The 18,397-nt window shown below is 60.1% G+C and carries 17 protein-coding genes and 1 other RNA gene; 5 read left to right on the top strand and 13 right to left on the bottom strand.

The window, feature by feature from the left end:
- Positions 1 to 204: 204 nt before the first annotated feature.
- The 6 genes from truB to rimP all read right to left on the bottom strand — a co-directional run bounded on the left by truB (position 205) and on the right by rimP (position 7,482).
- Positions 205 to 1,152, bottom strand: coding sequence for a tRNA pseudouridine(55) synthase TruB (gene truB, locus PL640_RS00175; RefSeq protein ID WP_271360477.1), 948 nt, complete (start codon positions 1,150 to 1,152; stop codon positions 205 to 207).
- Between the two features lie 3 nt (positions 1,153 to 1,155).
- Positions 1,156 to 1,572: a 30S ribosome-binding factor RbfA gene (gene rbfA / locus PL640_RS00180; RefSeq protein WP_006309910.1), complete on the bottom strand. Its 417-nt coding sequence runs from the start codon at positions 1,570 to 1,572 to the stop codon at positions 1,156 to 1,158.
- 75 nt (positions 1,573 to 1,647) lie between these two features.
- Positions 1,648 to 4,407, bottom strand: coding sequence for a translation initiation factor IF-2 (gene infB, locus PL640_RS00185; RefSeq protein WP_269700595.1), 2,760 nt, complete (start codon positions 4,405 to 4,407; stop codon positions 1,648 to 1,650).
- A 101-nt stretch (positions 4,408 to 4,508) separates the two neighbouring features.
- Entirely contained in the window at positions 4,509 to 5,210 is a 702-nt protein-coding gene (locus PL640_RS00190) for an RNA-binding protein (protein WP_269700593.1), read from the bottom strand.
- A complete protein-coding gene (nusA, locus tag PL640_RS00195; protein WP_142840733.1) occupies positions 5,207 to 6,823 on the bottom strand; it encodes a transcription termination factor NusA in 1,617 nt (538 codons plus the stop codon). Before nusA ends, PL640_RS00190 begins: the two co-directional genes overlap by 4 nt.
- Before the next feature lie 62 nt (positions 6,824 to 6,885).
- Positions 6,886 to 7,482, bottom strand: coding sequence for a ribosome maturation factor RimP (rimP, locus tag PL640_RS00200; protein WP_271360478.1), 597 nt, complete (start codon positions 7,480 to 7,482; stop codon positions 6,886 to 6,888).
- A gap of 287 nt (positions 7,483 to 7,769) precedes the next feature.
- Here rimP and PL640_RS00205 point away from each other — a divergent pair, with 287 nt between their 5' ends.
- Positions 7,770 to 9,398: an MFS transporter gene (locus PL640_RS00205; protein WP_142840735.1), complete on the top strand. Its 1,629-nt coding sequence runs from the start codon at positions 7,770 to 7,772 to the stop codon at positions 9,396 to 9,398.
- A gap of 21 nt (positions 9,399 to 9,419) precedes the next feature.
- On the opposite strand, the gene PL640_RS00210 is transcribed toward PL640_RS00205, so the two are convergent.
- Both PL640_RS00210 and recR read right to left on the bottom strand, forming a co-directional pair.
- Positions 9,420 to 10,658 (bottom strand): lytic murein transglycosylase, encoded by a 1,239-nt coding sequence (locus tag PL640_RS00210; RefSeq protein WP_405049187.1) that lies wholly within the window; start codon positions 10,656 to 10,658, stop codon positions 9,420 to 9,422.
- A 123-nt stretch (positions 10,659 to 10,781) separates the two neighbouring features.
- On the bottom strand, positions 10,782 to 11,387 hold the full coding sequence (recR, locus tag PL640_RS00215) for a recombination mediator RecR (RefSeq protein WP_137085629.1): 606 nt from the start codon (positions 11,385 to 11,387) through the stop codon (positions 10,782 to 10,784).
- Positions 11,388 to 11,445: 58 nt separating this feature from the next.
- Here recR and PL640_RS00220 point away from each other — a divergent pair, with 58 nt between their 5' ends.
- Positions 11,446 to 12,060, top strand: coding sequence for an MOSC domain-containing protein (locus tag PL640_RS00220; protein ID WP_271360479.1), 615 nt, complete (start codon positions 11,446 to 11,448; stop codon positions 12,058 to 12,060).
- Positions 12,061 to 12,127: 67 nt separating this feature from the next.
- Here PL640_RS00220 and PL640_RS00225 read toward each other — a convergent pair whose 3' ends face one another.
- The 3 genes from PL640_RS00225 to ffs form a co-directional block, all read right to left on the bottom strand.
- Entirely contained in the window at positions 12,128 to 12,451 is a 324-nt protein-coding gene (locus tag PL640_RS00225; RefSeq protein ID WP_142840737.1) for a YbaB/EbfC family nucleoid-associated protein, read from the bottom strand.
- Between the two features lie 27 nt (positions 12,452 to 12,478).
- Positions 12,479 to 14,353 (bottom strand): DNA polymerase III subunit gamma/tau, encoded by a 1,875-nt coding sequence (locus PL640_RS00230; RefSeq protein ID WP_271360480.1) that lies wholly within the window; start codon positions 14,351 to 14,353, stop codon positions 12,479 to 12,481.
- An 80-nt stretch (positions 14,354 to 14,433) separates the two neighbouring features.
- An RNA gene (gene ffs / locus PL640_RS00235) (signal recognition particle sRNA small type) lies at positions 14,434 to 14,530 on the bottom strand.
- A gap of 65 nt (positions 14,531 to 14,595) precedes the next feature.
- On the opposite strand from ffs, the gene PL640_RS00240 reads away from it, so the two are divergent.
- A complete protein-coding gene (locus PL640_RS00240) occupies positions 14,596 to 15,024 on the top strand; it encodes an HIT domain-containing protein (RefSeq protein WP_271360481.1) in 429 nt (142 codons plus the stop codon).
- Between the two features lie 2 nt (positions 15,025 to 15,026).
- A complete protein-coding gene (gene nudC, locus PL640_RS00245; RefSeq protein ID WP_046799420.1) occupies positions 15,027 to 15,986 on the top strand; it encodes an NAD(+) diphosphatase in 960 nt (319 codons plus the stop codon).
- A 17-nt stretch (positions 15,987 to 16,003) separates the two neighbouring features.
- Here nudC and PL640_RS00250 read toward each other — a convergent pair whose 3' ends face one another.
- Both PL640_RS00250 and PL640_RS00255 read right to left on the bottom strand, forming a co-directional pair.
- Complete coding sequence (locus PL640_RS00250) at positions 16,004 to 16,879, bottom strand: prephenate dehydratase (protein WP_271360482.1); 876 nt, start codon at positions 16,877 to 16,879, stop codon at positions 16,004 to 16,006.
- Positions 16,880 to 16,890: 11 nt separating this feature from the next.
- Positions 16,891 to 17,646: a 3-deoxy-manno-octulosonate cytidylyltransferase gene (locus PL640_RS00255; protein ID WP_271360483.1), complete on the bottom strand. Its 756-nt coding sequence runs from the start codon at positions 17,644 to 17,646 to the stop codon at positions 16,891 to 16,893.
- Positions 17,647 to 17,796: 150 nt separating this feature from the next.
- On the opposite strand from PL640_RS00255, the gene PL640_RS00260 reads away from it, so the two are divergent.
- Complete coding sequence (locus PL640_RS00260) at positions 17,797 to 18,372, top strand: c-type cytochrome (protein ID WP_046799120.1); 576 nt, start codon at positions 17,797 to 17,799, stop codon at positions 18,370 to 18,372.
- Positions 18,373 to 18,397: the final 25 nt, after the last annotated feature.

Below are 18,397 nucleotides of genomic sequence, written 5' to 3' on the forward strand. Positions count from 1 at the left end.
CTTGTTTTAAGGAAAAACGGGGACGCCTAGAGCCGGGATGTCGTCCAGCTCTGGCCATTCAGCAGCATAGGCAAAGCCCAAGCTGGCGCTGCCTATAAACTATTCCGGGTACAATTGAAAGAGGTGATTGACTGGGCCTCAGAGAGCATTTCCAGGAAAAACGCACGCGGTTTTCCGTCCGGAAATACATGAAGACAGCCTATTTCAGCCAAAAACCCGCTTTGGCCGAAACTCTCCCTCACCGATCTCGCCGATCGCGACCAGCTTGCCCTGCGCGGTGGCATAGGCTTCCGGATGATTGGCCGGCGCATCACGCCCGCGCAGCAGGATGGGGTTGCCCATCTTCAGCCGATGCGCCTGGTCGTCGTTGATGATGAGATGCGGAAGCGAGGAAAGCGCCTGCGCCGTGTCGATCAGAAAGGCGTCCAGCGCCTCTACCCGCTCGTCGCGGTCTTCTATGGCTTCCAGCGCCGTCAACGTTTCAAGCGGCACCATCATGTCTTCGCCAAACGGGGCGACCATTGTGCGGCGCAGTTCCGAAATATGGCCGAAACAGCCGAGATCACTTCCCATGTCACGTGCCAGTGCCCGCACATAGGTGCCCTTGCCGCATTCCACTTCGAAATGCGCGGTATCGGCGTCGGGGCAGGCAAGAAGCGTCAGGCGGTGAATTTCCACCTCGCGCGCGGGGATTTCCACCGTCTCGCCGTCGCGCGCCAGATCATAGGCGCGCTCGCCGGCAATCTTGATCGCGGAAAATTGCGGCGGTGTCTGCAGGATCACACCGGTATAATTGGGCAGGAGATCGCGGATCGCCTGTTCGTCCGGGCGCTGATCGGAGGAATTGACGACCTCGCCTTCCAGATCGTCTGTTGCGCGCTGCTCACCCCAGGTGACGGTAAATTCGTAGATTTTACGGCCGTCCATGACGTAAGGCACGGTCTTGGTGGCATCGCCGAGGGCGATCGGCAACATGCCGGAAGCCAGCGGATCGAGCGTTCCGGCATGGCCTGCCTTCTGGGCATTGAACAGCCACTTGATCTTGGAAACGGCTTCGGTGGAGCCGAAATCGAGCGGCTTGTCGAGGATCAGCCAGCCCGAGATCGGGCGGCCCTTGGGTTTGCGGTGCTGCTGTTTGCGTGGTTTGGACATGCTTCAGTTCTGTTCGTCGTCTTTTTCGTTTGAAGGTCCAAGATCGCGCTGCACCTCCGGTGACCGCAAGAGTGCGTCGATCTTCTGGTAATTGTCGAAACTCGTATCGTCGCGGAAACGCAGCTCCGGCATGTATTTCATCTGCCGCAGTTGCGGACCGAGACGGCCGCGCATGAATTTGGCGTGGCGGTTCAGCGCGCTGATGATGTCGGTATGATCCGCAACGCCAAGCGGCGTCACGTAAGCTGTCGCGATCTTGAGATCGGGCGACATGCGCACTTCCGAGATTGAAATAACAGTGCCTTCGATCAGATCATCGCGGACTTCGCCGCGCTGGAGAATTTGGGTAAGGGCGGCGCGCACCTGTTCGCCAACACGCAGCATGCGTTGCGAAGGGGCCGATGATGTTGCTTTTGCCATGGGTAATGCCTCAAACGGAGCGAGCGCCGGTAAGCCGGCGCCCGACAGAAAAATCCTGTTTTGCGGCGAGAACGCTTAGAGCGTTCTCGTGATGTGTTCGACGCGGAAGCACTCGATGGTGTCGCCGGCGCGGATGTCTTCGTAGTTTTCGAATGCCATACCGCACTCCTGACCAACCGGCACTTCGTTGACTTCGTCCTTGAAGCGCTTGAGGGTCTTGAGCTTGCCTTCGTGGATGACGACGTTGTCGCGTACCAGACGGACACCCGCACCACGTTCCACCTTGCCCTCGACGACGCGGCAACCCGCGACCTTGCCGACCTTGGTGATGTTGAACACCTCGAGAATTTCGGCATTGCCGAGGAAGGTCTCGCGACGTTCCGGCGAAAGCAGACCCGACATCGCCGCCTTAACGTCATCCACCAGATCGTAGATGATGTTGTAGTAGCGGATTTCGATACCGGCGCGTTCGGACGCCGTACGTGCCTGTGCGTTGGCGCGAACGTTGAAGCCGATGATCGCGGCGTTCGATGCCTCGGCAAGCGAGATATCCGATTCCGTGATGGCACCAGCACCAGAGTGAACGACACGAGCGCGGACTTCGTCTGTGCCGAGCTTGTCGAGCGAAGCGATAATGGCTTCGACCGAACCCTGCACGTCCGCCTTGATGACCAGCGGGAATTCCTTCAGTCCCGAAGTCTGAAGCTGGCTCATCATCTGTTCCAGCGAGCCGCGCTGACCGGTCTGGCGGGCGACAGCCTTGTCGCGTGCCAGGCGCTGGCGGTATTCGGAAATCTCGCGGGCGCGGCTTTCGTTTTCGACAACCGCAAAACGGTCACCGGCCGACGGTGTGCCGGAAAGGCCGAGGATTTCGACCGGCATGGCCGGACCGGCTTCCTTGACGTGTTCGCCCTTGTCGTTGACGAGCGCGCGCACACGGCCCCACTGGTCACCGGCAACGATGATCTGGCCGGGTCTCAGCGTACCCTTCTGCACGAGAACGGTGGCGACGGCGCCGCGTCCACGGTCCAGCTCGGCTTCGATGACCGTGCCTTCTGCGGTGCGGCTTGGATCTGCCTTGAGATCGAGGATTTCCGCCTGAAGCAGGATTGCTTCGAGCAGCTTGTCGAGGTTGAGCTTGTTCTTGGCCGACACTTCGACGTCAAGAACTTCACCACCCATCGATTCCACGAAAACTTCGTGCTGCAGCAGCTGCTGGCGAACCTTGTCAGGGTTTGCCTCGTGCTTGTCGATCTTGTTGATCGCAACGACGATCGGAACACCGGCCGCCTTGGCGTGATTGATGGATTCGATCGTCTGCGGCATGACGCTGTCGTCTGCGGCAACAACCAGAACGGCAATGTCGGTCGCCTGCGCACCACGGGCACGCATCGCCGTGAAGGCGGCGTGGCCGGGGGTGTCGATGAAGGTGATCTTTTGACCGTTCTTCTCAACCTGGTAGGCGCCGATATGCTGGGTGATGCCACCGGCTTCGCCAGCAACCACGTTTGCCTGACGGATGGCGTCGAGCAGCGAGGTCTTGCCGTGGTCGACGTGACCCATGATGGTCACGACCGGCGGACGGGAAACCATTTCGCCTTCGTCGTCAGCCTGGTTGAAGATGCCTTCTTCCACGTCGGATTCAGAAACGCGCTTGACGGTGTGGCCGAATTCGACGGCGATCAGTTCCGCCAGATCGGCGTCGATGACGTCGCCCGGCTTCATCATCTGGCCTTCCTTCATCAGGAACTTGATGACGTCAACGGCGCGCTCGGACATGCGCTGCGACAGTTCCTGAATGGTGATGGTTTCCGGCAGGATCACTTCGCGCATAACCTTTTCGCGGGTTTCCTGCATCTGGCTGCGGCGGAATTTCTCCTGCCGGCGGCGCATGGATGCCATGGAGCGACCACGCGGCGTGCCGTCTTCATCCAGATTGGACGAGGTAACGGTAAGCTTGCCGCGACGGCGTTCTTCTTCCGTCTTCAGGCGGGCAGCGGGCTTGGCCGGAACCGGAGCCGTGACCTTGCCGCGAGCCGGAAGGCTGCTGCCACGACGCGCGGCACCACGATCATCCTCCTCGTCGCCACCGGTACGACGTCCGCGCGGAGCGGCCGCGTCGGGCGTTGCAGGAGCGGAACGGGGGGCAGCGGCGGCGGACTGAGGACGTGCGTCAGTGCGGGGGGCCGGTGCAAAGGCTGCAGCCGGCTTTTCGCTGGCCGGTTCGGATCTCACTTCAGCGGCAGGCTGGCTTGCCGCTGCCTTGGCAGCCGCGGCCTCTTCGGCAGCGCGGTTGGCAGCCTCGACCTTTTCGGCTGCGATGCGCTGTTCTTCCTCGACCTTGCGGCGGGCTTCGTCTTCGGCACGCTGCTTGGCTTCCACCACGTCGCGAGCCTGCGCTTCCATCAGCGCACGGCGACGGGCTTCCATCTCGCCGGCGGAAAGATCGTGCAGAACGTTGCCGCGCGGGCGATCAGGCTGGCGCTGCTGGGGTGCGGACGAGCCGGGACGCTGCTGCGACTGGGACGAACCCGGACGCTGCTGCTGGCCGCCTGGCTGATGAATGCGCGGCTGGGGAGCCTGCGGACGCGCTGCCACGGGGGCAGGGGCCGGTGCTGCGGGCTTCGGCGCAGGTGCTGCTGCCGCGATCGGCTGAACCGGCTTCTCGTCTTCGGGACGTAGGGGGCGGCGCTTGCGTGTTTCCACGACAACCGCATTTGTGCGACCTCGACCCATATCCTGCCGCACGGTGCCCTGATTCATCCCGCCCGGCTTGAGGGTGAGAGTCTTCTTGGCCGGCGCGTTAAGTGTCTTGTCGTCGTTGTTGTCGGTCATTCGTTCCCGTTCCTTCGGACGAGAACCGGATGACGTCCATCAGGTCTCGTCGTTCAATTGCTGCATCGGAACGCGGCGACCGTTCATGTCGGTTAACCGCGTCATTGTTCTGTCCGGGCAGCGTCGCGTTCCGCCTGAGATCGACCGCCAAGGCGGTACTGTTCAAGCATCGTTGCGCGCTTCACTACACCCTCACCCGCCTGCCCCGCAAGCGCGCAAGCATGGATAAAAGCATTCTGGCCCATCAACTCGTCCATTTCGGCGCTACTGAAGAGCCGGAAGGACGGAATTTCATTGTCGGCATCGCTGCCGAACGCCCAGGCCCTGCGGGCCTGGTCCAGTTTTCTCACGCCGTCCGCCGCAGCATCGGTCGCGTGGAACACGGCAATCGCGTTCCCGGACCGGACGGCGGCATCGACCTTCGTTGCGCCGCTGATGAACTGGCCCGCCTTGCGCGCCATGTTCATCATTCCGGCAAGCTGCTGCGCCATCAGCCGGTCGAGAAGAGCAAGAAGCTCCGGTCCGGCCTTGACGTCGCGTTTGAGTGCCCGTGCGAAGATCTTCTTCGCGATGGCTTTCTCGATCAGGGCGCGCTCGGGTGTTACCCAGCAGCCGCGCCCCGGCAATTGGCGTTTCAGATCCGGCACGACGCTGCCGTCCGGGCCTGCGACGAAGCGGATCAACTCATCGGGCGATCCGCTCTGCCGTGTCACAATGCACATACGTCCATTGACGTTGCCTGCAAGCCGCCCGTCCTCATCGGTCTCGGGCAGCTCGTCCGGCTCATGCGCCTGCGATGTCATTCCTGCTCGGCGGTATCCGCCTCCTCGGCAGCTTCAGCATTGGCTTCTTCTTCGGAAGCGAGATCTTCGGCCGTGATCCAGCCAGCCAGAAGACGGGCCTGCACCACCATGTTCTCGGCCTCGACGCGCGAAACGTCGAGCTTGGAGAAGATGCCTTCGAACTTCTTGGTCTCGCCGTCCTTGCGTTCGCTCCAGCCGACCAGATCGTCCGCGGCGCAGCCGGCAAAGTCTTCGATGGTCTTGATACCGTCTTCACCCAGCGCAACCATCATCTGTGAGGTCAGGCCGTCGATCTGGCGCAGCTCGTCGGCAACGCCGAGTTCCTTGCGCTTGGCGTCCATCTCGGCTTCCAGACGTTCCAGATATTCGCGGGCGCGGGTCTGGATTTCATCGGCGGTGTCTTCATCGAAACCCTCGATCGAGGAAATTTCACCGAGATCGACATAAGCGAGTTCTTCGACCTGTGCGAAGCCTTCGGAAGCCAGAACCTGGCCGACCATCTCATCGACGTCGAGGGCGTCCATGAACAGTGCCGTGCGCTCGTTGAATTCCTTCTGGCGACGCTCGGACTCTTCCTGCTCGGTCATGATGTCGATATCCCAGCCGGTGAGCTGCGATGCCAGACGCACGTTCTGGCCACGACGGCCGATGGCGAGCGACAGCTGCTCGTCGGGAACGACCACTTCGATGCGCTCGGACTCTTCATCCAGAACGACCTTGGCGACTTCCGCCGGCTGCAGGGCGTTGACGATGAAGGACGCCGGCTCCTGGCTCCACGGAATGATGTCGATCTTCTCGCCCTGCAATTCGCCGACAACGGCCTGAACGCGAGAGCCGCGCATACCCACACAGGCGCCGACCGGGTCGATCGAGCTATCGTTCGAGATAACGGCGATCTTGGCGCGCGAACCGGGGTCACGGGCGACCGACTTGATCTGGATGATGCCGTCGTAAATTTCCGGAACTTCCATGGTGAAGAGCTTCACCATGAACTGCGGATGGGTACGCGACAGGAAAATCTGCGGGCCGCGCTGTTCGCGGCGAACGTCGTAGACGTAGGCGCGCACGCGGTCGCCGTAACGCATGTTTTCCCGCGGGATCATCTCGTCGCGACGGATGATGCCTTCGCCACGGCCGAGGTCGACGATGACATTGCCATATTCGACGCGCTTGACGGTGCCGTTGACGATTTCGCCGATACGGTCCTTGAATTCATCATACTGACGGTCACGCTCGGCTTCACGAACCTTCTGAACGATGACCTGCTTGGCCGACTGGGCGGCGATACGGCCGAAATCCATCGGCGGCAGCGGATCGGCGATGAAATCGCCGAGCTTGGCGTCCGGGTTGCGGTCGCGGGCCAGCTCAAGCGGGATCTGGGTCGAATAGTCCTCAGCGGCCTCGACAACTTCCAGAAGACGCTGCAGGCGGATTTCGCCGGTCTTGGAGTTGATGTCGGCGCGAATGTTGGTTTCCGAACCATAGCGCGAGCGGGCGGCTTTCTGGATAGCGTCGGCCATTGCGGCAAGCACGATTTCGCGGTCGATGACCTTTTCGCGCGCCACAGCATCGGCGATCTGCAGAAGCTCAAGCCGGTTAGCACTCACTGCCATTTTTCTATCTCCGTAAGTCGCATAATTGCGGGGATCGCCCGTTTTCGGGCTTTACGTTGGAATTAGTCTTCGTCTGTTTCGTTTTCGTCGTTCTGGTTTGCGGCGGCGGCCTTTGCCGCCTTGTCTGCCCGCAACGCATCACGAATAAGGTCGTCCGTCAGAATAAGCTTCGCATCGGAAAGCGCGCTGAACGGAACGATGACTGTCGGCTCCTCGCCATAGGCGATCTGGTCGCGTTCCAGCTTGAAGCCGTCCACATCCACCTCGACGATCTTGCCGCGAAACCGCTTGCGGTTTTCGACCAGAATGGAGGTTTCGACCTTCACCAGATGACCCTGCCAGCGGGTGAAATCCGATTTGCGAACCATCGGCCGGTCAATGCCGGGCGAGGAAACTTCGAGATGATACGCTTTATCGACCGGATCTTCCACATCAAGAACCGGTGAAATGGCCATGGAGATCGCTTCGCAGTCCTCGACGGTCATGGTGCCGTCTTCGCGCTCGGCCATCACCTGCAGCGTCATGCCGTTCTGGTTGGAGAGCCGCACGCGCACAAGAAGATATCCCATACCCGCCAAAACAGGCTCGATGATCTCGGCAATGCGCTGGTCGATGCCCGTTTCAGTTATCAGTCGCGATTCTTGTGCGGTGTCTGCCATCTGGCCTTCCGGTCTCTGATTTTCACCGGGCTCCTGGCCCGTGGTTTCCGGTTCGCCTAACGAAAAAGAGCGGAGCCTTGCGGCCCCACTCTTCATCAAGCGATCAAGAATTTCAGGGGTCATATAGACCCATCGGGGCGGGATTGCAAGGTTTTCGCGGGCGCTCCTGCTTCAATGGCGTCCGCAGCCACATTTTCACCTTCACCGTGTCGGAAGGGGTGGCATCATTCTGGGCACTGTCTATAGTTGACGTTTAACAAATCGCAGTTGCATCAAGTGGACAGAGCGTGCCTGACCGTAAATCGCCACTCGCGCCTTTAAGGCATTTGACTTACAGACGAATCTGGGTCGCCAGCCTTGCCTCGAATTTCGGCGGACTGATCCAGGCGGTGGGCGCCGCATGGATGATGACCTCGCTTTCGAGTTCCGAAAACATGATTGCGCTGGTGCAGGCTTCCACCTCGCTGCCGATCATGATGTTTTCGCTGATTTCCGGCGCGCTGGCCGACAGTTTTGATCGTCGCCGCATTATGATCTCGGCGCAGCTCCTGATGCTGACGGCCTCCGTGCTGCTGACGGTTTTTGCCTGGTCCGGCTGGCTCACGCCCTGGCTGCTGCTGTTCTTTACCTTCATGATCGGCTGCGGCACGGCGCTCAACAATCCGTCCTGGCAGGCCTCCGTCGGTGAAATGGTGCCGCGCGAAGATTTGCCCGCCGCCGTAACGCTGAACAGCGTTGGTTTCAACATCACCCGCAGCGTCGGCCCCGCCATCGGCGGTATCATCGTCGCTGCCGCCGGTGCCGCTGCCGCGTTTTTCGTCAATGCGCTCAGCTACTTCACCCTGCTTTACGCCCTGTTTCGCTGGCAGCCGCCCAAGCACGCCTCGACCTTGCCGCGCGAGCAGCTTCTTGCCGCCATATCGGCCGGAATGCGCTATGTGGCGATGTCGCCCAATATCGGCAAGGTACTGGTGCGCGGCTTTCTCTTCGGTCTCTCCGCCAGCGCCATCCTGGCCTTGATGCCGATCGTTGCCCGCGATCTGGTCGAGGGCGGTCCGTTGACCTATGGCGTCATGCTGGGTGCGTTCGGCGTTGGCGCCATTGGTGGCGCGCTCATCAGTGCCCGGCTGCGGGAAGTCATGTCCAGCGAATGGATCGTGCGTGTCGCCTTTTTAGGTTTCGCCTTCAGTTCCGGAATAACGGCAATCAGCACGAGTGCTATCATCACCTCGCTGGTTCTCACCGTCGCCGGCGCCTGCTGGGTGCTGGCGCTTTCCCTGTTCAATACCATCGTCCAGCTTTCCACCCCGCGCTGGGTGGTGGGCCGGGCGCTGTCGCTTTACCAGACACTGACCTTCGGCGGCATCGCGGTCGGCAGCTGGTTGTGGGGTGAACTGGCCGAAGATTACGGTATTTCCTATTCGCTTCTCTGTTCCTGCGTGCTGATGCTGCTCGGCGTCGTCGTTGGCCTCAAGCTTGCCATGCCAGCCTTCGCCTCGCTCAATCTCGATCCGCTCAACCGCTTTGTCGAGCCGCCGTTGAGGCTCGATATCAAGCCGCGCAGCGGCCCGATCGCCATTCTCATCGATTATGAAATCCATGACGAGGATCTCGGCGAATTCCTGCCGCTGATGGCCGAGCGCCGCCGCATCCGCATCCGGGATGGCGCACGCAATTGGAACCTGATGCGCGATCTCGAAAATCCTGACATCTGGACCGAGAGCTACCATGTGCCGACATGGGTGGAATATGTCCGCCATAACCACCGCCGCACTCAGGCGGATGCGGAGGCCTGGGACCGGTTGCTGGAGCTTCATCGCGGCAAGACACGGCCGCGGGTGCACCGGATGATCGAGCGGCAAACCATTCCGCCGACCGACGATATCTTCCACAAGCCGCATACCGATCAGCACTGAGACGCTGGGGCTAAAAGCGGATTATTTCAACTTCGCCTTCAGCGTTGCGTCAGGAAAACACGTCGGTGAAAGCCCGTTCTTCGCCTGCCAGTCGCCAAGCGAACGGCGCGTCTTGTAGCCGGCCAACCCGTCCGCCTTGCCGACGTCGTAACCCTTGGCAACCAGTGCCTTCTGCATGGCCAGAACATCCGAGCGCAGCATAGAGCCGACATTGCCCCATTCCGCCTTGAATGGCCCCGCCCCATGGGCGATGCGGTCGGCGAGATTGCCGATGAACAGGGCGTAGAGATCGGAATTGTTATATTCCTTGATGACGTAGAAATTCGGCGTCACCACGAATTCCGGCCCATGCCGCCCGGCCGGCACCAGCATCATGCCATCGGCGGTAAGGTCATTGGCCGGAAAGGCTTTTCCGGAAATGCGGGTGATGCCCATCTTCGCCCAGTCGGCCACCGGCCGTGCAAGGTCCGGGCCTTCCTGCGCGCAGGAGACATTGGCCGGGATCGAGGCTTCGAAGCCCCAGTCGCGATTGCGCTGCCAGCCGCGCTGAGAAAGATAGTTCGCTATGGATGCCAACGCATCCGGTACGGAGTTCCAGATATCCCGCCGGCCGTCGCCATCGAAATCCACCGCATATTTGAGGTAGCTCGACGGCATGAATTGCGGCTGACCGAGCGCCCCGGCCCAGGAGCCCATCATGCGTGAAGCTGCAATATCGCCGCTTTCGACGATCTTCAGTGCGTCGATCAGTTCGGTGCGGAACATCTCCTTGCGGGTGGACATATAGGCCTTCGTGGCCAGCACATCGACCACCGAATGCGGCAGTTTCGCACGGCCGAAACCGGATTCGCGACCCCAGATCGCCACGATGATATCGCCCGGCACGCCATATTTCGCTTCGATGCGACGAAGGGTGGCAGCATGGGTTGCCGCAAGCGACCGACCGGTGCCGGCAAGCCCCTGCAATCGCTTCTCGGAGAAATAGGCGCCCGGTGAAGAGAATTCGGCCTGGCTCTGGCTTTGTTCCTTCGGCGGTTTCTGGCCGGGGATGACGAGATCAGGCAGCTTCCAGTTGATGGAAAGGCCGCTCAGCGCAGCATCGAGCGTCTTTTGCGAAATACCCGCCTTGCGTGCTTCCGGCCAGACTTCCTTTTTCAGCCATGTATTGAATTCGGCGTCGTATCGGGCGGCGGCTGCACCGGTTGGCACAGATTGCGCCATGGCCGCCGTCGCTGAAAAAACAGAAAGAATGGCAGCCAGTGCCTTGAAGCTTTTCCAGGAAAAGTGGAGCTCGGTTTTCTGTCCGGAAATGCGCCAGGACAAACAATCAAATCGGTTTCGCATTCGGTCTCCTCTTTGGGTCGCGGGGAGTGAAGGAAGGTGTCAGATCGTCGTGCGGGCCCGAAGCGCCGCCGTCAATGTGCCTTCGTCGAGATAATCCAGCTCGCCGCCCACCGGCACGCCATGCGCAAGCCGGGTGATCTTGATACCGAGATCGGAGAGGCGGTCGGTGATATAGTGGGCGGTCGCCTGCCCCTCAACTGTCGCATTGACGGCGATGATAAGCTCGCGAATGCCACCGACGCTGACACGGTCGATCAGCCCCTTGATGTTCAGATCTTCCGGCCCCACACCGTCGAGCGGCGACAGCGTGCCGCCCAGCACATGATAGGCGGTGTTCATGGCGCCCGCCCGCTCCAGCGCCCACAGATCCGAAACATCCTCGACAACGATGATGACAGACTGGTCGCGCCGGTCGTCGGCGCAAACGGTGCAGGGGTCGATGGTATCGACATTGCCGCAGCAGGAGCAGATTTTCACCTTGTCATAGGCCTCGCCCATGGCGTGGCCCAGCGGCCCGAGAAGCTGCTCCTTCTTTTTGATGAGGTGCAGCGCCGCCCGCCGCGCCGAGCGGGGGCCAAGCCCCGGCACTTTTGCCAGAAGCTGGATCAGTTTTTCGATTTCAGGACCGGTGACTCGTTTTGCCATGAGCGCTTTCTACTGCATAAATCAGGAAACGGGAATCATGAAGCACGAAGGGTAGTTCATGAAAATACAGGCGGTGTGCCGGGGCGAGGCCAAAAAACTGCCGGGAAAGACGATGAAGACGGGCATCTTCAAACATCCCGTGCAAGGTTCGGTCTTGGTGGATGCCGAGGGTATTGTCAGCGATGCCGTGTGCAATCGCAAACATCACGGCGGGCCGGATCAGGCGATTTACGTCATGGGCTCCATTGATCTCGACTTCTGGTCCCGGATGTTGGGCTTTGTGGTCGAGCCCGGATTTTTCGGCGAAAACCTCGTCCTGGAGGGTGTCGACAGCGCAAAGCTGCATGTGGGTGACAGGTTTTCAGCCAGCGAAGTCATGCTGGAGGTAACCGCTGCCCGCATTCCCTGCGCTACACTCTCGGCCCGGATCGGCGATCCCGATTTCGCCCCGCGCTTCAAGCAGGCGGGCCAGCCGGGTTTTTATTGCCGGGTGCTGAAAGGCGGAATGCTTGCCGCCGGCGAGGATATCGCGTTCGAACCCTATCAGGGAACGAAACTGCCGATACCAACTATTCTCCAGCGCTTTCGTCCCATGCAGCTGAATGCAGCCGAGCGCATGGCTTATCTGGAAACGCCGCTTGCCAGCCGGTTCCGCGCGATGCTGGAGGCCTAAACTCTGCCTTGAGACGAGGACGGCGAATGCTCAACAGCGTTTCGCCATCCTATAAGTCGATATGATATCAGAACGGCAACTTCATGCCTGGCGGCAGCGGCAGACCGGCGGTCAGGCCCGCCATCTTTTCCTGCGCCTGTGCTTCGCCCTTTCCCTTGGCGTCCTTATGGGCCGCCACGATCAGGTCCTCGAGAATTTCCACCTCGTCTTCCTTCAACAGCGAAGGATCGATTTTCAGGCTGCGCATTTCGCCCTTGCCGTTGAGAACGACGGTCACCAGACCGCCGCCGGCCCTGCCTTCGACTTCAAGGGCGGCGATTTCTTCCTGCACCTTTTCCATCTTGGACTGCATTTCCTTGACCTTGCCCATCATGCCCATGATGTCACGCATGTGCCAAACTCCTGTTTTTGTTGTATATTAAAACTCGATATCGTCGCCGGGAAGGATGTCGCCTTCGCTCGATTCGGCAACCGATGGCGGGGCAATCTCGTCCGCCTCGTCCTGTTCGACAGCCCTGATGCGCACGTCGGTGATCTTTGCGCCGGGGAATTGCTGGAGAATGGCCACGACGTCAGGATCCTGCCTCGCATCGACAAGGCGGGCGTCGCGGGCGTTGCCCTCGGCCTCCACCAGGGTCGGCTGGCCCTCTTCCTTGCTGAGGCTGACGATCCAGTGGATACCGGTCCACTCCTTCAGCCTCACGCCAAGCTCGCCGGGCAGGGAGCCGGGGGCACCATCGCCAAGGCGCATATCGAGCCGGCCTGGTTCCAGCCGGACCAGCCGCACAAAGTTGCGCACCTTCGCCCGCATGACGGGATCGCGATTTTTCTGGCAGAGATCGGCAATATCCTGCATCGAATTGACCGGAACCTTCGGCTCCGGCCGTTCTTCGCTCTTCGGTGCGGCGATCTGCATGTCGTGCGGGCGGCTGTCGGGAACGGCGCGCAACATCGCAGACGTCTGTGGTGTTGCAGGGCGCTGGGCGGGAAGATCGACGGGTCTTGCCGCAGCCACGGTTTGCGTTGACGAATAGGCCCGCGCCCCGCCACCATTGCCGCCGCCCGAAGGCGCGCCGTTGGCATAGCCGCCATCACCGTTGGAAAGCTCAAGCAGCCGCCGCGCCGCATCTTCGGGCGCAGGCAGATTGGCGGCATGAGAAAGCCGGATCAGCACCATTTCGGCAGCACCCGCAGGCCGTGAAGCATTTTCCGTTTCCGGGATGCCCTTCAGCAGCATCTGCCAGATGCGCGACAGGGCGGTCACCGCGATGGTTTCGGCAAATTCCGCGCCACGCACGCGTTCGATTTCGGAAAGAGAAGGATCGTCTGCCGCGTCAGGCACATATTTCATGCGGGTGACAAGGTGGGTGAAATCGGCAAGGTCGTTCAACACCACGACAGGGTTCGCGCCGGCCTCATATTGCCCGTTGAATTCCGAAAGAGCTGCCGCGACATCGCCTTTGACGACATGCTGGAAAAGATCGACGATGCGCGCCCGGTCGGCAAGGCCCAGCATACCGCGCACGGCTTCGGCCTCCACGCGGCCGCCGCCATGGGCAATTGCCTGATCGAGCAGGGAAAGGCCGTCACGCGCCGAACCCTCGGCTGCACGGGCGATCATCGACAGTGCCTGCGGCTCAGCCTCAAAACCTTCCTTGCCGGCAATGGCGGTGAATAGACCGACGAGATCGGCAGCGCTGATGCGGCGCAGGTCGAAGCGTTGGCAGCGCGACAGAACGGTGATCGGAACCTTGCGAATTTCGGTGGTCGCGAAGATGAATTTCACATGCTCCGGCGGCTCTTCAAGAGTCTTTAGAAGACCGTTGAAAGCCTGCGTCGACAGCATGTGCACTTCGTCGATGATATAGACCTTGTAGCGCGCCGAGACCGGACGATATCGCACCTGCTCGATGATCTCGCGGATATCGTCGATGCCGGTATGGGAGGCGGCGTCCATCTCGATCACGTCGACATGCCGGCCTTCCATGATCGCCTGGCAATGTTCGCCGGGGATACGCAGATCGATGGTCGGCTTGTCGATGGTGTCGGTCTTGTAATTCAGCGCGCGGGCGAGAATGCGAGCCGTGGTCGTCTTGCCCACGCCGCGGACGCCGGTCAGCATATAGGCCTGCGCGATGCGGCCGGTCTCGAACGCATTGGTCAGCGTGCGGACCATCGGCTCCTGGCCGACCATCAGATCGGAAAAATCCTTCGGGCGATATTTGCGCGCCAGTACCCGATAGCCGGTCCCGACCTGGGATTCGCTTGTGGTGGTGGGTACGGTGTCGCTCATTGCCTCGCCAGTTTGTTTTGCCAGTTTGTCTTGGGGCGCTGAACTGGCCCGGCGAAAGCTGAGCACGTCTTTTAAAAAAGGTGGGAGGCTGGCACGGCGACCCGTGCCGGGCTCGTTAGGGCTGCTTCCTTCCGGACCTGACCCGGTTGGCGAGTGGCTCGTCCACCACCAACCTCCCGGGGCCACATATCGGCAATATCGACAGCAAATGCAAGCCAAGCCTTCAAAAAACTGCTATCACAATGAAAACAAACATGGAGGACACCTTGGAGACATTCCGGCTGGACGACAGGCTGGCACGCGATAGCGTGCTCGTGACGCGTTTGGGGCTATGCGAATTGCGTTTGCAGAATGACAGCCGCTGGCCCTGGCTGGTGCTGGTGCCGCAGCGAGACGGTGTCAGCGAATTGTTCGATCTTACCCCGCTCGATCAGGCCATGCTGACATTTGAGACCAATCTCGTCGCCGCTGCGCTGAAAGAAGTTACGGGGGCCATCAAGATCAATGTCGGTGCGTTGGGCAATATCGTCCGGCAGCTTCATGTTCATATTATCGCCCGCAACGAAGGCGACACCTGCTGGCCAGGCCCCATCTGGGGTCACGGAACGCCGGTGCCTTATGCGGCGGGTGAAAAGGAAAATTTGATGAAAAAAATCTCCGGCGCGCTCTGATGATGTCAATGACAATTTTCGAAACCAACGCCCCCCATCCCGAAGCAAGCCTGCTGACAGCCTTTTCAAAAAATGCCCTCGACCGTTTCGCCGAGAAGCGGACGGAAGAGTGCGTTGCCGATGCGCTGAAAATCGATGGCACCCATATTTTTGCTTTCTCCGGTAACCGGCTTGTCCTGAAGCACGATGATCAGGTCATCGATCCCCTGTTCTCCGCCTATGAATTGGCCGAGTTGCAGCCGGATTTCGACAATGCCGTGCTGCTCGGATACCGTGAAACCGGCGAGCCGAGAATAGCCGTGCCGGTTGCCGTCGCCGAAGACCATCTGGCGAGCCATTACAAGCTCGCCGACGCCCGTACGCTTTACCGCGATCATCTGCTCGATGAGGAATTGCTCAGTGAAGTTGCTCAGGCTGTCAGTCTCACGCACTGGAATGGTGACAATCGTTTTTGTGGCAAGTGCGGCGGCAGCATGGAGCTGCGAATCGGTGGCTACAAGCGGATCTGCGCCGCCTGCAACCACACTATTTTTCCGCGAACCGATCCTGTCGTCATCATGATGACGATCGATATCGAGCGTGATCTTTGCCTGCTTGGTCGTGGCGCCCATTTTGCGCCGGGCATGTATTCCTGCCTCGCCGGCTTCGTTGAACCGGGTGAAACCATCGAGCAGGCCGTCCGCCGCGAAACGCATGAGGAATCCGGTGTCGACATCGGCCGCGTGCGCTATCACGCCTCCCAGCCCTGGCCGATGCCGCATACGCTGATGATCGGCTGTTATGCCGAAGCGCTCTCTTTCGATATCGCCCGTGACGAGATCGAACTGGAGGATTGCCGGTGGTTTACACGCACCGAGGTGGCCGCGATGCTGGAGACGGCGACGGGCGAAGGCTTTTCCGCCCCTCCGGGCGGCGCCATCGCGCACCGGCTGATGCGCGACTGGGTAGAATGGACGAAATGAACCACGTTGCGGCAGGCTCAGCTCTGGTTGAGCTTGCCGCGCATTGCGTGGCCCTTGTAGACGCCGAGAATACGGACTTTTTCTGAGAAGAAGCGCAACTCGTCCAGCGCATGCCGTACCGGCTCGTCATCCGGATGCCCTTCGATATCGGCATAAAACTGCGTCGCGACGAATTTTCCACCGAGCTGATAGCTCTCCAGCTTCGTCATGTTGATGCCGTTCGTCGCAAAGCCGCCCATGGCCTTGTAGAGCGCGGCCGGAATGTTGCGGACGTTGAAAACAAAGGTCGTGACGATGATTTCGTCGGTAGATTTGTCGTCAGACTGGCGTTTGGCCCAGTTTTCATCACGCGACAGCACGACGAAGCGGGTGACGTTGTTTTCCGAATCCTCGACATTTTCCGCCAGAATATCGAGACCATAGAGATCAGCCGCAAGGCGTGGTGCCAAGGCCGCCATGCTGCGGTCGCCCTTTTCCGAAACCTGCTTGGCCGCACCCGCGGTATCGCCGGCGATAACCGGTTTCCAGCCGTTGGAGCGGATGATCTTGCGGCACTGGCCAAGCGCATGAATGTGGCTGTGGACGGTGCGAATCTCGTCTTTTTTTACACCCGGCATGACCATCAGCTGGAAGCGGATCGGCATGAAATATTCACCGATGATATGCAGGCGCGATTCCGGCAGCAGATGGTGAATATCGGCGACACGGCCGGCCAGCGTATTTTCGATCGGGATCATGCCGAGATCGGCTTCGCCATTTTCAATGGCGTTGAAGGCGTCCTCGAACGTCGGGCACGGCAGAGGCTCCATATCCGGGAACATGTCGCGGCAGGCCATGTCGGAATTCGCGCCGAACTCGCCCTGAAAGGCAATGCGATTTGTGCTCAAGATCATGACATTATCCGTTAGAGAGTTCTGCTTGCAAGAATGCTGCGGGCTTTTTCGAGGTCGTGCGGCGTGTCGACGCCGAGCGGCACGGAGCGGACGATTTCCGCATCGATGCGCATACCGGCTTCCAGCGCCCGCAACTGTTCCAGCCGCTCGCGCTTTTCCAGCGGCGAGGGCGGAAGGCTCACGAATGTCTCAAGTGCGGCGCGGCGATAGGTGTAAAGCCCGATATGGTGATAAAGCGGGCCGTCGCCAGAAGGCGCGGTCGCACGCGTAAAATAAAGGGCGCGCAGCCGAGTTTCGGAGAGCGGGCTGCCCACGACTTTCACGACGTTCGGATTGGTTTTTTCGTCGTCGTCAGTGATTTCCACTGTCAGCGTGGCAATGTCGACGGCGGGGTTCTCGAGCGGGCGCAGAGAGGCGCGGATCGTCTCCGCCTCGATGGTCGGAAGATCGCCCTGCACGTTTATGACGTATTCGGCATTGCCGTCAGGATCGGCCTTTTGCAGCGCTTCGAAAATGCGGTCCGAACCGGACTGGTGGTCGTCCCGCGTCATCATCACGTCGAAACCGGCATTTTGAACCGCCGAAAAAACCTGTTCGTCATCGACCGCAACGACGATTCGTTCCGCACCTGCTTCTCGCGCACGCAACGCCACCTGAACGATCATCGGCTTGCCGCCAATATCCGCAAGCGGCTTGCCTGGCAGGCGTGTGGATGCCATCCGTGCCGGTATGAGGACGACAGCTTTCTCGAAATCCCGATTCTTCATCCGACACCCTTCAAATCCCGTCCGAAAAGTGTCAAAACGTCACGGAGTGGGGACCATTATTCAAGTTGCGCAGGCTGTGCAAAAGCCATAGCTTTCGAGTAATTTCAAGATGCCCGGTTATATGGAGCGGATGCGAGGGAGCGCATATAGATGAATTCTTATGTAAATATGGGCGTTGGGGCGTTGCTGGGTACGGTTTTTGTCCTGATGTCGGTGTCAATTGCTTCTGAGGGCATTTTTCATGCGCCTACGCCCGAGAAGGAAGGTTACGCCATTGCTGCTGCAGAAAGCGGCGGTGAAGCAGCCGGCGGAGAAACGGCTGCCGCAGCGACGCCAATCGCGCAATTGCTTGCGAGCGCCGATGCCGCCAAGGGCGAAACTGTCTTCAAGAAGTGTACGAGCTGTCATACCGGAGAGAGTGGTGGTGCAAACAAGGTCGGCCCCAATCTCTTCGATATCGTCAACCGGCCGATCGCCAGCCACGAAGGTTTCAGCTATTCCGCAGGCATGAAGGATTTCTCCAAGGGCGGTTCCGTGCATTGGGATTACGATCATCTCAGCTTCTTCCTCGAAGCTCCCAAGAAACACGTTCCCGGAACGGCCATGGGTTTTGCGGGTGTGAAGAAAGAAACCGAAAGAGCCGATCTGATCGCTTATCTGCGTACGCTGTCGGCAAACCCGGCACCGCTGCCGGATCCGGCAGCTGCTCCCGCGCCGACGAACTGACGCAAATCTGATTCATACAAAAAAG

Origin of the sequence: Agrobacterium sp. ST15.16.024 (assembly GCF_027956545.1) — a bacterium.
Lineage (GTDB): Bacteria > Pseudomonadota > Alphaproteobacteria > Rhizobiales > Rhizobiaceae > Agrobacterium > Agrobacterium cucumeris.